Raw genomic sequence first — 14,811 nt, forward strand, 5'->3', positions numbered from 1 at the left:
AGACCTTGAGGTCCTCTGCCATTGCACATTAACCTAGGACTACTAACTAAAGGATGCGTTTTATGATGATGAAGTCTGTCTTGGCCGTGTTAGCGGCGGTGGTCGTTGTTCCTTCTTCTTTTGCTCTTGCGAAAGAGATTCCTGTTCAGGGCCGTTTGTTCGCGGGTGTTTCAAGTATTAATCCTACCAACGTAAACGACACGATCGAAGCACAAGGGCTTAAGAAGTTAGACAACTACACTCGTCTTGGTATCGAGATCACGTATCCTTTGCATCGTTATTTGGACGTTGGTATTCGCTACACAAAAAGATTGGCTTCTGTTGAGGAAAATCCAGACAGTTCCAGCACAGATTACAGTGCGAAAGTAGATCAAGACTCGATGCTCGTATTAGCACGCGTGCCGATTGTGAAATCAGATTTGATTCACTTCGACGTGTTTGCAGGAGTCGGCGGAAGTAATACAACATTGAAAGTAAAAACAGCGAGCCAAGACGGAGAGTTCACTCGTCGCGCGGGTGGAGATTGGCTTGCGACACCTTATGCTTCCGCAGGAGCTTCGTTCGCTATCGGTTACAAACAAGTCTACTTGGTTTTTGAAGGCGGCTACGAAACGAATAAAGTCGATGGCTTTAAACGTTCGGGCTCAGCAAGCACAAGCATTGATACTTTGGATTTGTCGGGATCTTATGTCTCGATAGGTTTGATGTTTGATGGTGTGCCGGGAACTGTAGGAAAGTAAAAATAAAAAACCCGAATCGAGAGATTCGGGTTTTGTTTTTTAGGGATATTAAAATCCAACGCCTGTCGCTAAGAAAAACTCTCCTCGGACTTTGTTATCAAGAAGTCTTTGCACAACACGACCTCCGAAAGTGATTGGCAAGAATCTAAGAATCACGGATTCAAATCTTAATTCCGCTCCGTAACTGTTCAGTGTCGAATCAAGCTTTGTGCTTTGCACGTATGTAGAATCAAAAAACACTGTTGAATACAGTCTTCTTAAATAGTACCAACCACCCAGGGCAAGATCAGGATAAGCGACGGGGAAAACATAATTCCCCGAAAGTTTTTGAAATTTCGGCACGTCTTTATAGTCGTATCCACGCGAGAAAACATAACCCATGAACGTACTTTCCGGAAGGAAGCGATATCCTGTGTCCGTCTGTCTTTGTTCGTCGAGAGTGAATGCAAATCCGTCGTTGGCAAAGAGTCCCGGAGTTTGCAAGTTCGCCTCTTGCAACACACGGTACGAAGACTGAAGAGAGTCTGAAGGCTGGTCCGCATCGTCGTACTGAATTTTATAACTTAAAAGCCAAGGCGCCATGATGGATCTTGCTTTTGGATCTTTGCTCCAAGAAAGTCCTAAAGACGAAGACGTTTTATAGAAGTAACTGCTTCCATCCAACTTCACTTTATTCAATTCGTACTCAGAGGTGTCCGTGTAAAAACCTCTTAAGTTCAAAAGAGCCGTGAAATTATAAAGGCCGCTTTTTTTGATGTAAGGAACACTGACGCCAAGGCCCGCCGCATTTTCCGTCCACTCCAGCTCATCATCCGTATCGAAATCCGTGACTTTGCGACCGCGAGTTTCCGCTTCAAGATTTATTAGCGGATAATATTTTTTGATATCAAAACTAAGACTGCCGAAAGATTTCATCTCTTCAGCGTCTGTTCCGATTTGGCCCGTGAATCCCAAAGTTCGAAGATAGTTGTCGGTTTTTACAACCAAACCTCCGCCACGGCCGATATTCAGTCCCCAGGTGTGGGGAATTGCGAGTCTTCTATCGAAGTCTCCGTAAGGTGCGGGCTTATATTTTTCCGCGCTTTTTGTATAAAGAGATTCCTGCTCGGGGAAACCTTGAGGAGGGAAGTCATTGTAGTTATCTGAAGGGGATTTATCGAGATAATTAAAATCGACAAGCTCTTTCGCTGAGAAAGTTTGGCAGTCCGGTAAGTTCGCCGTCGCAATTGTGGAGCCATAAGTGTCCATATTGCTGTAATAAAGCTGAGTTCCATCGGACCAAGGCATATAGGCACCGAGTTTTGAGTGCGTGCACTGAGCAAAACCCGAACCATTCATCATAAAGATTTCGTTGTGTCCTTTGTATTGCGCCTCAAAGAATAAATTTTTATTTTTATCGACGTGCAATGAGTAAAGAAGATTGCGCGACGGTGGTACGAGCACATTTTCGATAGCTTTCTTTTGTAAATCGACGACAACAATGGATTTATAACCTGTTTTGTTTTCGATGATCGCGACAACTGTTTGATCATTCAGATAGCGAGCCTCCGACACCTTCGAATCGGGAAGGGCGATGGTCTGAACTAAGTTTCCCTGCAAATCAAACTCAGAGATATTCCAAGATTGATCGGGTCTAAAATCCGTCGCCAAAATTTTCGTTTCAGCCTCATTCAGACTTGGATTGTAAAGAATTTGACCATGAGTGATTCTATTTTTCTTGCCGGTTTTTAGATCCAACAGCACTAATTCTGAAAAGCCTTTGTGGGCGTAGCGTTTGTCAGGATTAAACTCCGTCATCACCGCTTTGTTCTTTCCGATATGCAATTGCATGAACTCTTTATTAAAAGAAATCTCGGCTATTTTTTCTTTCTTTCCGTTTTCTTCTTTATAAAGTGTTGGGTAGGTATCCAGAGTTTGTCCGACGTAATAAAGAGCATGGCCCACTTTCACTGGAACCAGGTTTTCGCGGAAATCGACTTTGGCTTCTCCAGTTGGTGGAGCATCTGCCGCCCATTTTGTTTTTAAATCATTCATCGCTTCATTGTAGAAATCGCGGAAGTCTTGTCCCGTCACGCGCTTAAACGAAACGTAAAGACGTAGAGGAATCGGAAATCTAGAGACATCTTCAAGAACGTATTTCCAAAGTTCTTCACCGTATTTGTTCGTACCGTAAGAAATCAGCGCGTAACCGTAGACATACTGATTAGGAAGATTCGTTTTGTAAGTTCCATTTAAGAACTCATCGTATATTGGGATTTCACCACTTAGAACAAGCGCTTTAAGTCTTGCCATAAATCGTGGTGAGCGTCCGCGACCGGCGTCGGTGTATTTCGTCTCTGTCCAAACGGCATCACCCTCCATAAACCAGGAAGGAATCGAAAGAGCCGTTGCCAATTGAACTCCCATATCTCCCATGATGTAATAGAGAAATCTTGTTCCGCGATGGTTGAAGTGATCAAACTGATTGACGTGGCGGTATTCGTGAATGGAAAGAGTTTGATACCACTCTGTAGATCCAACAAAGGGAAAGAAAGTGGAAGAAGTGAACCATTCACTTCTTCTCGGTGCGAGTGTGACAAAGCCGTTGGGAAGCGCGATTTGCGGGCGAATCACAAGGTTGAATTGCTCCGGCTTTTCAATGCCGTAAGTTTGTCCCACGAACTTCGAATAGTGCTCGACGAGATTCGCGATGTAAACAGACTCTGCCTGTAAGTAATCAGGATAGATCACTTGCACGGAGTCGTTAGAGATTGTTTCCCACTTAATAGATGGGGGACTTTGCGCGAGGTCAAGTTGCGCGTGAGCTGCTGTGGTTGTGAGGAGCAAAAGAAGATAAACGAAATAAAATTTCATTGGAGTATCCTTGTGAAAATACAAGGATACACATAACTTAGTTTAAATCGAGTCGCAACTAAACGCGTCTCTTAATTAGCAAGTGTCCTAAGCTTCCTAAGCTGTAAAAACGAACCAACAAGAAAAAGTACAAACCAAAAAGAAATAAATCCGCCGACCAAAGGGTCTTGCGGTCCCGCGGCCCACGGTGCATCCACGGGCAAACGAGTGAGAACCTCAAGTGTCGCAGGAACCAGCGAAAGAAAGAAACTAAAAGAGAGTGCGAGCGTTTGAATCTCTTTTCCAAGCTTCATTTGTTTTGTCTCAAAAATCCAACCAACAGAAAGACACGCAAGCACAAGGATTGCAACCGCGTGACCTGGGTTGAAGCCTCCTAATTTAGAAAGACCAAATGAGGTGAAGCATGTGATGATTGTCGTAAGATAATAAAATTTCCCTGTCGATGATTGCGGAGTGATTTTCCCATAGCGGAAAAGATCGAAAAGTCCGCTAGCGATCGCAATTAAACTAATCAGTGTATGAACGCTTCCAAGAGTAGAGAGATTAAGTCCCATTTTGTTTCCTTGTAGGGGTTGCGTGGCAACATATCATAAATAAGCGAGCGGAGAAGCCTCGTGTTTGAATCCCTTTTTGACCAATCTTTAAGCATAGTTAAGTCTTTTTCGGAAGTGTTGCCCATGGCTTAAGCAAAGCCCCAGAAATGCAGCAAAAAAACTTTAAATTTTTTAAAAAACTGCAAGAAATCGTATTGACTTTGTCCCCCGCTTACTACAAATTAGCACTTCCTAAACGGACAGTGGTTCGCTAGCTCAGCTGGTAGAGCACTTCACTTTTAATGAAGGGGTCGATGGTTCGAATCCATCGCGAGCCACCATTTTTTGTTCGTTGTTTTCTCTACACGTTCCCATCGTCTAGGGGCCTAGGACACCTCCCTTTCACGGAGGATACAGGGGTTCAAATCCCCTTGGGAACGCCAAATTTTTTCAGGTAGGTTACGATGTCTTATGAATCAGAACTGCCTTTTAAAAAGAATCCTCAAGAAATTTTAGCTGAAGATCCAAAGTTATCTCTCGTTGTTTCGCGACTTCAATCTCTATTCAATCCATTGCATATTTATCTCTTTGGCTCGCGTGTGACAGGTTTGAATCGAGTTAATAGTGACTATGATTTTGTTGTCGTCGTTAGTAAGACTGAAAAATCACGTCTGGAGAATATGCAATTTGCGCGACAAGCACTTTTCGATCTTGACGTCTCGGTGGATGTTTTTGTTTACGAGGAAACCGAGTTCAATGAATGGAAGAATGAACTCAATTCAATTCCTGAGGCAGCATACAATTTAGGTGTGGAGCTATCTTGTGGCTAATGAGAAATCCACACGCCTTTGGTTTGCTAAAGCTCGCGCTGATCTAAAAGCTGCGACCTATCTTAATCCTAGTGAAGCCGATTTTTTTGGTGCCATCGTATTTCATTCTCAGCAATGTGCAGAAAAAGCTATTAAGGGGTTTTTAACATTTCATAATATCCGTGTGTTCAAAACCCATGACATGAATAAACTTATAGAAAATCTTTTAAGAATATACCCTGACTTCTCTGAAAAATATCCAGCTCTTTCAGAGTTCACGCTTTATGCTGTGGAATATCGATATCCTGATTTTGAGCACAGACTTCCATCGTTAACCTCCACGCGTGTATCCGATGCCGTCAACGTTGCAAAAAATCTTTTTGAAGATCTTTCATCTCGTGTGGGTGAGCCTTTACCTCTTAAATAAACAATTGGTAAAAATCTTTCTATTACTAATCGTTGGGACTTTTGCAAATTCGTTGCACTCGATTTCTAACGCCCTTTCCGTTCTGCTGTTTAACTGCCTAAATTCATACCAAACAAAAAAACTTATTCTCGTGCACAAGAAAGATTTCTCGACTGCGAGAACTAGCCTCATTTGCAAAACGCTGTATCCGACGAGGGTCTTAGAGAGTGCGCCGATGCGAGAAATCGAAATTTCAAAAAGATGCGAAAATGCGGTGATGTGTTTGTTTCGTACATTACTATGTACATCAAACACATTGTTGTGCAACCAACTAAAGCAATTTCTGTTATCTGACGAAGGATAGTGGCGTGAAACAGAATAAAAATATTTTTGGAAATACATTAAAAGCTCTTTTAGGGCAGAAGAGATTAACGGCGAAGGATCTTTCTAGAGATCTTTCAATTCCTTATAGAACGGTCCAAGAATGGATAGGGAATGATGAACGCATTCCTCGTGAAGCTGAAACTATCAAAGCATTGGCAAATTATTTTGGAGTGAGTACACATTATCTTTTATTCGGAGAACGAGATCCAAGAGGGGATTTGGCAGAGTTTTTGGATAAAACAGAAATTCATACAGGACTTTACGAAATCACAATCAAGAAAGTAAAAACCACAAAAGGATAATGGAATGAAGAAGGTATTTCTTAATCATAGTTTATTGCTGATGTTGACTGGTGTTTTGATGTTCTTTTTTATGACTGAAGGTCATGCAAAAACCTCAAAGAATAAATCTACCTTATTGGATGATATTTCAAGCGGTAAAACTAGATTTTGTAACTTGAAGGAAAAAATCAATCCGAATGATCTTATTTCCCACTACTCTGCTTGTGGCACTGATAAGGATACATATTGCTATTTTGATCTTGTCGAAGGAAGTACCTGGTACTTTAACTGGGAAAGAGATCAAAAAAGAAACTGTGCTTATCTCAAATCAATCAGATACATCACCTTGAAACAAGAAAAGATCAGTATTGATGATCCTGAAAAGTTGCGACAGGAGGAACAACAAGCTTTTGAATATCCATTGTCACTTGAAAAAGAACGTAATAGTCAACAAAGCAACGAAGACTTTTTGCGCGGGAAATAGGAGTTAAGTATGGGCTATATCGCTGTAATGATCTTTTGTGGGCTCATAGGAATTGTTATTGGCAAGCGCAAGGGCATGGGAATGGTGAAGTCTTTTATTGGAGGAGCTCTACTAGGTCCCTTGTGTTTTCTTATGATCTTCCTCAGTAAAGAGGCTGTGGATTGTCCCAAGTGTGCTGAGAAAATTAAGCCAAAGGCTAAAAAATGTATTCACTGCGGCTATGAACTAGCTGCTGCTACAAAGTGAGGACTAAATGAAAACCTGGATCTATTCAATAATATTGTGCTTAGCTTTTGTTGGTTGTGCATCTAAAGAGAAAAGAACTAAATTTTCAGATAAATCCATGAGGATAATGATTGATAGCGCCTCTATTTCTGCCAAAGAGTATGCAAAGCTTCAGACAGCACTAGTAAAAAATGGAGCTTTCATTGTTTTAGACAGAGCTAAAGGACTAAAAGCTATCAAGGAAGAACAAGATATGCTTCATCGCAAGTCTATTGATCGCTTTGAGGACCGCGAGAAGTTCGCTATTTATGGAAAATTATATGGAGCCGGTGCTGTCGTGGTCGCGAATGTTCAATGCAAAGATATTTCTTATTGGACAGGTATGGGACATGAATGCCAGCAATCTATTAACTTGATGGATACTTCTACTGGAGAAGTCATTACAGCGGTAGACAACATCGTTAAGACGGACTGGGGAACCACCGCTCAATGGGATGATACTGTAACAAAATTAGTTGAAGCATATCCAAAAGATTTTAAGTCTCAACCAATTACCGCTCGTTTAATGGAATATAAAGCTGAATCTCAAGAAGAAGCCCAGAGACAAAGAGAACAAGCTGTACAAAATGGTATTACTGAGTCAGAAAATTAATGCAAAAGTACTATTTGTTTATTTCTAAATTTGCCTACTGTTCTAAGACCCGGGCACCAGGAAGCGCCAACTTATTTGCACAAGTATTTTGATTCGTTATAGTGGACATCATGATGGGTGTTCGAGCTAAGAAAAAATCCAGTGAAAAAGATATTCTTTCTTTTGAGTCGGCAAAACAGTGGCTGTCGTGGCTGAGGGTGAACCATGCGCGCTCAAGCGGGGTGTGGCTTCAGATACAGAAAAAAGGTTCCGCTGAAAAGTCTCCGACTTATGCTGAAGCTCTCGATGCAGCTCTTTGTTATGGATGGATCGATGGGCAGAAAAAGGCTTACGACGAAAATTCTTGGATACAAAGATTCACGCCCAGACGTCCTCGAAGTGTCTGGTCAAAAAAGAACACCGAGCACGCTGAGAGACTCCTGCGAGCTGGCAAAATAAAGAAGGCGGGACTCGCAGAGATCGAAGCAGCTAAAAAAGATGGACGATGGAAAGCGGCTTACGATTCTCCAAGTAAGGCGACCATTCCGGAAGATTTTCTTAAGGCTCTTAAGAAGAACAAAAAAGCGGAAGCATTTTTTAATTCGCTGAATAAAACAAATCTCTATTCGATCGCTTATCGGCTGCAAACTGCCAAAACACCTGAAACTCGTGAAAAGCGCATGAAGATGATTTTGGAAATGATGGCGAAAGGTGAGAAGTTCCATTAATATCATCAAATGAAGTCTAAATTTCACTTTCTGATTTATATATTTGTCCTCATCACAACAAATAGTGCGTGCACGACGACTTATCCGCGTGTTGAGCAGGATTTGAAGGACTACGACCATAAAATAGAAAAAATGAACAAGGATTTTTCGGTCACGCCGGAAAATACAGATAGTATCGAATGGGTTAAATCCAAACTTGATCACATGTTTGAAATAGATCAATACATGAGAAATTACTGGAGCACTCCCATTGAAAAAGACTATTCCGTTGATGAAAGAAATCAGTTCAACCAAGAGTTTTTTAAACGCAATAATAAGTTAGACAGTCAAAACACGGCTGATACTAAAATGCTTTTAAAAAAATATGAATGGTTTAAAATCAGTGTCTTTGGAGAGAAGGCTGATAATCAAGGTTGGCTTCTGGTTCAACACGCTGATCTTGACGTTGAATTCCAAAAACAAGTCCTCACGATTTTAGAGCGGCTTTATCCTCTACAAGAAACAAAGCCCGCAAACTATGCTTACCTTTTTGATCGTGTGGCTATTTCCTCTAATGACCCTAAAAATCGAAAACCTCAGCGCTACGGAACTCAAGGGCAATGCGTGGGCCCGGGCCAATGGGAGCCTTGGCCTATCGAAGATGAAAAGAATGTGGATAAAAGAAGAAAAAGTATGGGGCTTCGTACTATGGCTGAGTATAAAGCCCTTTTCAAAGATATCTGCCACTAAAAAAAATCTCGAAAAACCTTAGTTGTTAAACAAAGGCTTCACCCACAAAGTCTGTTCGCGACCAGGGCCTACAGAGATCACATCAATCGGTGTGCCCAACTGAGAACCCAAGTAATCAATGTAGTTCGTCGTCGGTCTTGGCAAATCAGAAAGAGTCTTAACCTTCGTCAAATCTTCTTTCCAACCAGGAATCCATTCAATCACAGGTTCCACTTTTGAAAGTTCATAAGGAGACGTCGGAAGCTCTGTCACAATCTCGCCATTGATTTTGTAAGCGGTGCACACGCCAATGCGATCGTGGCCTGTGAGCACATCCAACTTCATCATCGCAAGATTCGTAATGCCATTCACACGAATCGCATATTTCAATGCAACAAGATCCAACCAACCGCAACGACGAGCGCGTCCCGTTGTAGAACCGAACTCGTGACCATCAGCTTGGATTTTTTGTCCCACTTCATCCGTCAACTCAGTCGGGAATGGGCCGCCACCCACGCGAGTCGCGTAAGCTTTGAAAACGCCAATGACTTTTTGAATGTTCATTGGACCGATACCCGCGCTTGCGCAGGCATTCGCTGACAATGTCGAAGAACTTGTCACAAACGGATAAGTTCCGTGCATGATATCCAACATAGTTCCTTGAGCACCCTCAAAAAGAACTCTCTTACCGGATTTCAAGTTTTTAGAAATAAACAACGACGCATCTTTCGTGCGGTATGGAGCCAATTCCTCCGCCACTTTTTCAAGATCCGCCATGATGTCTTCAAGCTTGAAACCTTTTGTTTTGTAGTAGTTCTCAAGCATGAAGTTTTTCTCGCGAAGGGCGAGTTCAATTTTGGCTTTTAAAGATTCGCGATCAAAGATGTCACCGAACAAAACCGCTCTGCGAGAAGCGCGATCTTCGTAAGCAGGTCCGATACCTTTTCCTGTTGTTCCGATTTTGCTATCGTCCAGAGCTGCTTCACGAGCGGCATCCAAAGCTTTGTGATAGGGAAGAATGATTGTCGCCGTATCGGCGATCATCAATTGTTTTGGATTTTGCAAAAGGCCTGAGTCTTTCAACTTTTTGATTTCATCGCGAATCGCGAAAAGATCAACCACAACTCCCGGAGCAATCACGCATGTTGTTTCAGGTCTCAAGATACCACTTGGAACTAAGTGAAGAATTGTTTTTTGACCGTTCACCACAAGAGTGTGGCCTGCGTTGGCGCCGCCTTGGTAGCGAACAACCATGTCTGCTTTTTCAGCGAAGACGTCAATGAGTTTACCTTTACCTTCATCGCCCCATTGGGCTCCGACAACAACAATACCTGCCATGGAAAAATCCCCTCAAAAAAGACCCTAGAAAATGTCTCTTAAGAGAGGAGCCGAGGCAAGTTTTATTCGCCTTTAAATGGAGCCGCTCCATACCAAGGTGCTCTTGGGGGGAGGGTGTCAGAGGTCGAGCCATCCACAAAGAACGCCATAAGCTTATTAGCTGCAACCTGGGACGCTTTAAAGAAGGCGTCTTCCGTATTTGCTCCAATATGGGGAGTCAAAACAACATTAGGATAAGTCAAAAGTTTGGAGTTTCTTTGCAGAGGTTCTTTTTCAAAGACGTCCAAGCCGACGGACCGCAGCCAGCCGTTTTCGATGGCCTCGCAGAGATCATTTTCATTAATCACTGAACCGCGCGACGTATTGATCAAAATAATACCACGGTGAATATATTCAAATTGGGAGCGATTGAGCATATGCTCTGTTTCCAAAGTCTTGGGAACGTGAAAGCTCACGATGTCCGCCGTTTTCAAAACTTCCTCATAACTTAAACGAGGAATTTTCAGACGCTCAAATACAGAGTCTTCCTGGTAAGGATCATAAGCAACGATATTCATACCGAAGGCTTGCGCGATCTCAGCAACACGAGTTCCGATACGACCTAATCCGATAATTCCGTAATTGCGACCGGCAAGTTCAATTCCCGTAATCAAATCCCGTTTCCACTCACCAGCCTTCACCATTTTGTGAGCCTGTTGAATGTTGTTCACGCAATTTAAAACCAAGCCCCAAGTGAGCTGCGCCGCCGATTCAATGTTCGCCGATGGCGTGTGCATAACAGTGACGCCCCATTTTTGAGTCGCGTGCAAATCAATATGATCAAAACCACTTGTGCACGTGATAATCAATTGCAACTGGCGGGCTTTTTTTAAAAGCTCTTCGTCAATGCGCGTGCGACTGCGAATAATCAAAGCATTGGCGCTGACCAAATGTTCTAAAGGCAGATGGTGAGGATGATCGGCACGCACGACTTCAAAATGACTGTGCTGTTGCAAATACAAGAAACTATCTTGCGCAAAACGATCCGTGATTAAGATTTTCTTTTTCATGGATTTTGCTCCAAATAATTTTTCGCCTCTTGTGCGATATTGGAAACATGTTCCAGCGACATAAAGTCAGGATCAAAATGGCGCAGAGTATGACCCAGGCATTCAATCAAGCGCACTTGTTCGTAATCACGAATGTAACCCATATGGCCGATGCGGATGATTTTTCCCTTCGCCTGATCTTGGCCGCCCATGATCGTGATGTTGTGAACTTGCTCCAAATGCAGACGAATTTTTTGCCCGTCCATTTGCGGAGGAACCACCAGAGCGGTCACCGAATCACTTGGAGATTTTGCGTAAAGAGTGAATCCCAATTTCTGTCCGAACTGACGAGTAAATTCGGCACGGCGATGAATATCATGGAAAAGTTTATCCAAGCCTTGGGCGTTGATCAGATTTAAAACCACATCCAAAGCGCGAATGATCGCGACGTTGGAAGAATAAAAAGTTTCTCCTGCGCCATTGGCTTTTTTCTCTTTACGAAGATCAAAATAAAATCTTGGACACTTCGCTTGATCGACAAACTTCCATGCTTTTTGCGAGTAGGCGACAAAGGCCATTCCTGTCGGAAGCATGAACGCTTTTTGCGAACCCGCGACAATCCCGTCAATACCCCAAGCATCCATCGGGATTTCGTAAGCACCTAAAGCTGTGATGGCATCGACAAGGAATAAAGTCTCAGAGTAATTTTTAACAACAGCCGCAATATCTTTAATTGGATGAGCAACAGCGGTGCTGGTTTCGCAAGCCTGGCAAAGAACGGCGCGAGTGTCGGGATTTTTCTTCAACAATTCTTCAACATCAGAAACTTTGACGGTCTCACCCCAAGGAACATCGATCGTTAGAACATTGGCGCCAAAAGTTTTCGCCATCTCTGCCCAACGCTCACCGAATTTGCCTGAAACAATGGCAATGACTTTATCTCCTGGCGAAAGGATGTTCACCAGAAGTGCTTCCATTCCGCCAGAACCCGTTGCTGTCAAAAGATAGACTTCTTCGTTCGTTTGAAAAACGGTTTTAATTCCCGCCAAAACTCTTTTGAGAATTTTATCGAATTCCGGAGTCCGATGGTGAATCATAGGAAGTGCCAAAGCTTTGCGCACCTCAGGATGGAGGTTCACGGGGCCCGGCGCCAATAAACTGTATTCGTCAGTGAGAGATGTCATTTTTCTTCCTTGATAGTCGCCATTTTTGAGATGACTTCTCCCTAATTTTATACTCAACTGGGGTCGTGGACGCAATCTTTAAAGGTCTTCTCATTCTGGCTGTTTCTCTCTCTGGTTTGCTCACAGGTTGTGCATACCGTTTGGGGGCTGCGACTCGCAGCATTCCTGGTGGTTATCGCCAGATCTCTGTCCCGGTTTTTAAAAATAAAACTCAAGAGACAGGGATTGAAGTCGCTTTCACAAATGCATTGATTCAAGAGTTCCAACGTTCGCGTATTGCCCGCGTTGTGGACAATTCTTTGTCTGAAGTGGCTGTGGTGGGACAAATCGATACGATTCAGTACTTACCAAGTTCGCCACGAAAAGAAGGGGAGTTGTATCTTCCTAAAGGCACCGTCATCGCGTCAGAATATCGCATCCTTCTTACAGTGACTGTCAAAGTTGTAAGACAGGCGGACGGAACGGAACTTTGGAGTGGATCGTTCAGCGGAGAGCGTACTTATGTAGCACCTCAGGTGACGCTCGCGGGCGTGAACTCCGTAAATCCTCTTTACAATCTTTCTGCGCGAAGGCAGAACATTGACGTCATGGCTAACGACATTATGACGGAAGCTCATGACCGTATTACTGAAAATTTCTAATAGGGTTTAGCAACTAGATGGCACTCATTGATGCGCAAAAATTTTATAAAGATCTTGAAAAAGGTCAGCTTGCGCCCTTGTACTTCCTTTTCGGGGAAGAGCCTTATCTCCTCAACCAATCCGTAGAACGTTTTAAATACGCCGTCCTCACTGAGGGCGCGGTGGATTTCAACTACAGCCTTTTCTATGCTAGCGACGCTGACGTGAGTGTCGTACGCGATGCTGTTGAAACCCTGCCGATGATGGCCGCTCGTCGTTTGATTATCTTAAAAGAAGCGCAAGAACTCACAGACAAAGAATGGGCAGAGCTGGAAACATTGATTGAAAGCCCTGTCGACAGTTCTGTTTTTGTGATTCTTGCTTCGCGCGTGGATAAAAGAAAAAAACAAATTCGTTTGTTGCTTGATAAAGCCGACTGTGTCGAATTTAAAAAGCCTTACGAAAATCAGATTCCTTCTTGGATCAATTATATCGCGCAATCTTTGGGTCTTACGATCAGCAATGATGCGATTCAATTGCTGCACAAACTTGTCGGTCATCATCTGACTGAAATCGAATCAGAGCTAAAAAAGCTCGGCGATTTTGTCGGTGGCAATCGTCGTATTGAAATGGCTGACGTCGCGCAAGCGGTGTCTCGCTCTAAAGAAGAAAACGTTTTTGATTTTACAAAAGCTATCGGTGAAAACGATCGCGTGAAAGCTCTTGAGCACTTGGTTCATTTGCTTGATCAAGGACAGAACGAAATCGGTATTATCTCTTTGGTGGCCCGTCATGTGCGCATTCTTTTGACTCTAAAAAGAGGAGCCGAAGAAGGCCTTCATGGAGCAAAGCTGGCTCACTATGCGCAAGTGCCGCCGTACTTTTTAGAAAGCTACTTGGATCAGTCCCGACTTTGGACGATGAAGAAGCTAGAGCAAACCTTGGTGGTGCTCTCTGAGACGGATAAAGCTTTAAAGTCGTCTCCGCTTTCTAGTCACATTTGGCTTGAGAACATGGTTCTTAAGACGTGCAGCTCGAACTCTTCGTATTCGTTAAACTAAGGCTATAGTCCAGCCACGGCATCCTCCGCATCCGCGGGTCCGGCCGTCTTTCTGCAATTTAGTTTTCCTTTCAAGATTCCGATAAGAATCCTGATGAACAAGCCATTTGAAGATAAAGGTTATTTCCGCCGTCAGTATCCACGTCGCGCGATGAAACGCAAAGTAGGAGTCCTTTGTGATGGATCTTATTTTGTGTGTGATTCCGGAGAAGTGGGCGAGGGTGGCATGTCGATCATTTCAGACTATGTCTTGAGTGAAGGCCACGAGCTTGTTGTCAGCTTTCAAGTTCCCGGCGGGGATTTTGTCTTCTTACGCGGTGTCGTTCGATCCACGCAAAAAAAAGAGGGTGACCAAAGAGTCACCCACGGCTTGAGCTTTAACGAGATCGAATTCGCTATCAAAAGACAAATCCGATCTTTCGTATCAGCAAGAGCAAACGCGATTACTTAGTTGCAGAAACGCGAGTAGAAAGGCGGCTGATTTTACGAGAAGCCGTTTCTTTCTTAATAACGCCAGTTTTAGCAGCTTTCATTACTTGAGCAGTGAACTTCTTCAACAACTCAGGAAGAGCTTTAACATCTTTAGCTTGAATAGCTTTTACCAAGCTTTTTTCTACTGTTTTAACAGTGCTTTTGCGAGCGTTGTTAACAGCAGTTTTACGGATAGACTGACGAGCTCTTTTTGCTGCAGACTTATGATTTGCCAAGGGATAACCTCCACAGTAATCTTATTTAAACAGAAACAAAGGGATTAACATAGGGTGTCTCGGGAAGCAAGCGGATTAAAGGAAGATCGCAA

The 14,811-nt window shown here is 43.2% G+C and carries 18 protein-coding genes and 2 tRNA genes; 14 read left to right on the plus strand and 6 right to left on the minus strand.

Annotated elements, in window-relative coordinates; translation table 11 throughout:
- The first annotated feature begins 62 nt into the window (after positions 1-62).
- Positions 63-740, plus strand: a complete 678-nt coding sequence (locus ACLSSO_RS06540) for a hypothetical protein (protein ID WP_295899521.1) — start codon at positions 63-65, stop codon at positions 738-740.
- A 48-nt stretch (positions 741-788) separates the two neighbouring features.
- Here ACLSSO_RS06540 and ACLSSO_RS06545 read toward each other — a convergent pair whose 3' ends face one another.
- Positions 789-3,593, minus strand: a complete 2,805-nt coding sequence (locus tag ACLSSO_RS06545) for a hypothetical protein (protein ID WP_413944424.1) — start codon at positions 3,591-3,593, stop codon at positions 789-791.
- 71 nt (positions 3,594-3,664) lie between these two features.
- Positions 3,665-4,147 (minus strand): hypothetical protein, encoded by a 483-nt coding sequence (locus ACLSSO_RS06550; protein WP_413944425.1) that lies wholly within the window; start codon positions 4,145-4,147, stop codon positions 3,665-3,667.
- Between the two features lie 244 nt (positions 4,148-4,391).
- Between ACLSSO_RS06550 and ACLSSO_RS06555 the strand changes: the two genes are divergently transcribed.
- The 10 genes from ACLSSO_RS06555 (at position 4,392) to ACLSSO_RS06600 (ending at position 8,803) form a co-directional block, all read left to right on the plus strand.
- Positions 4,392-4,467, plus strand: a tRNA-Lys gene (locus tag ACLSSO_RS06555).
- A gap of 26 nt (positions 4,468-4,493) precedes the next feature.
- Positions 4,494-4,569 (plus strand) — tRNA-Glu (locus tag ACLSSO_RS06560).
- A 21-nt stretch (positions 4,570-4,590) separates the two neighbouring features.
- Positions 4,591-4,956, plus strand: a complete 366-nt coding sequence (locus ACLSSO_RS06565; protein WP_413944426.1) for a nucleotidyltransferase domain-containing protein — start codon at positions 4,591-4,593, stop codon at positions 4,954-4,956.
- Entirely contained in the window at positions 4,949-5,362 is a 414-nt protein-coding gene (locus ACLSSO_RS06570) for a HEPN domain-containing protein (protein ID WP_413944427.1), read from the plus strand. The genes ACLSSO_RS06565 and ACLSSO_RS06570 overlap by 8 nt, the downstream gene beginning before the upstream one ends.
- A 347-nt stretch (positions 5,363-5,709) precedes the next feature.
- Positions 5,710-6,027 (plus strand): helix-turn-helix domain-containing protein, encoded by a 318-nt coding sequence (locus ACLSSO_RS06575; protein ID WP_413944428.1) that lies wholly within the window; start codon positions 5,710-5,712, stop codon positions 6,025-6,027.
- Positions 6,028-6,031: 4 nt separating this feature from the next.
- Positions 6,032-6,490 (plus strand): hypothetical protein, encoded by a 459-nt coding sequence (locus ACLSSO_RS06580; RefSeq protein WP_413944429.1) that lies wholly within the window; start codon positions 6,032-6,034, stop codon positions 6,488-6,490.
- Between the two features lie 9 nt (positions 6,491-6,499).
- Complete coding sequence (locus tag ACLSSO_RS06585) at positions 6,500-6,736, plus strand: zinc-ribbon domain-containing protein (RefSeq protein ID WP_413944430.1); 237 nt, start codon at positions 6,500-6,502, stop codon at positions 6,734-6,736.
- A gap of 7 nt (positions 6,737-6,743) precedes the next feature.
- The gene (locus ACLSSO_RS06590) at positions 6,744-7,367 is read left to right on the plus strand and encodes a CsgG/HfaB family protein (protein WP_413944431.1); all 624 of its coding nucleotides are present in this window, start codon (positions 6,744-6,746) and stop codon (positions 7,365-7,367) included.
- A 113-nt stretch (positions 7,368-7,480) separates the two neighbouring features.
- Positions 7,481-8,074, plus strand: a complete 594-nt coding sequence (locus ACLSSO_RS06595) for a YdeI/OmpD-associated family protein (protein ID WP_413944810.1) — start codon at positions 7,481-7,483, stop codon at positions 8,072-8,074.
- A 9-nt stretch (positions 8,075-8,083) separates the two neighbouring features.
- Positions 8,084-8,803, plus strand: a complete 720-nt coding sequence (locus ACLSSO_RS06600) for a DUF6624 domain-containing protein (protein WP_413944432.1) — start codon at positions 8,084-8,086, stop codon at positions 8,801-8,803.
- An 18-nt stretch (positions 8,804-8,821) separates the two neighbouring features.
- On the opposite strand, the gene ACLSSO_RS06605 is transcribed toward ACLSSO_RS06600, so the two are convergent.
- The 3 genes from ACLSSO_RS06605 to ACLSSO_RS06615 all read right to left on the minus strand — a co-directional run bounded on the left by ACLSSO_RS06605 (position 8,822) and on the right by ACLSSO_RS06615 (position 12,332).
- Complete coding sequence (locus tag ACLSSO_RS06605) at positions 8,822-10,120, minus strand: adenylosuccinate synthase (protein WP_295904461.1); 1,299 nt, start codon at positions 10,118-10,120, stop codon at positions 8,822-8,824.
- Between the two features lie 62 nt (positions 10,121-10,182).
- Positions 10,183-11,169 (minus strand): D-2-hydroxyacid dehydrogenase, encoded by a 987-nt coding sequence (locus ACLSSO_RS06610; protein ID WP_295904462.1) that lies wholly within the window; start codon positions 11,167-11,169, stop codon positions 10,183-10,185.
- On the minus strand, positions 11,166-12,332 hold the full coding sequence (locus ACLSSO_RS06615) for a pyridoxal-phosphate-dependent aminotransferase family protein (protein ID WP_295904463.1): 1,167 nt from the start codon (positions 12,330-12,332) through the stop codon (positions 11,166-11,168). The genes ACLSSO_RS06610 and ACLSSO_RS06615 overlap by 4 nt, the downstream gene beginning before the upstream one ends.
- A 65-nt stretch (positions 12,333-12,397) precedes the next feature.
- On the opposite strand from ACLSSO_RS06615, the gene ACLSSO_RS06620 reads away from it, so the two are divergent.
- From ACLSSO_RS06620 to ACLSSO_RS06630, 3 genes are all read left to right on the plus strand, one after another.
- Positions 12,398-12,973 (plus strand): LptE family protein, encoded by a 576-nt coding sequence (locus ACLSSO_RS06620; protein ID WP_295904464.1) that lies wholly within the window; start codon positions 12,398-12,400, stop codon positions 12,971-12,973.
- 17 nt (positions 12,974-12,990) lie between these two features.
- Complete coding sequence (gene holA, locus ACLSSO_RS06625) at positions 12,991-14,013, plus strand: DNA polymerase III subunit delta (protein ID WP_295904465.1); 1,023 nt, start codon at positions 12,991-12,993, stop codon at positions 14,011-14,013.
- A 93-nt stretch (positions 14,014-14,106) separates the two neighbouring features.
- Positions 14,107-14,463, plus strand: a complete 357-nt coding sequence (locus ACLSSO_RS06630; protein WP_295904467.1) for a PilZ domain-containing protein — start codon at positions 14,107-14,109, stop codon at positions 14,461-14,463.
- On the opposite strand, the gene rpsT is transcribed toward ACLSSO_RS06630, so the two are convergent.
- On the minus strand, positions 14,456-14,719 hold the full coding sequence (gene rpsT / locus ACLSSO_RS06635; protein WP_295904469.1) for a 30S ribosomal protein S20: 264 nt from the start codon (positions 14,717-14,719) through the stop codon (positions 14,456-14,458). The genes ACLSSO_RS06630 and rpsT overlap by 8 nt on opposite strands.
- Positions 14,720-14,811: the final 92 nt, after the last annotated feature.

Origin of the sequence: Bdellovibrio sp. HCB-162 (assembly GCF_047344985.1) — a bacterium.
Taxonomy (GTDB): domain Bacteria; phylum Bdellovibrionota; class Bdellovibrionia; order Bdellovibrionales; family Bdellovibrionaceae; genus Bdellovibrio.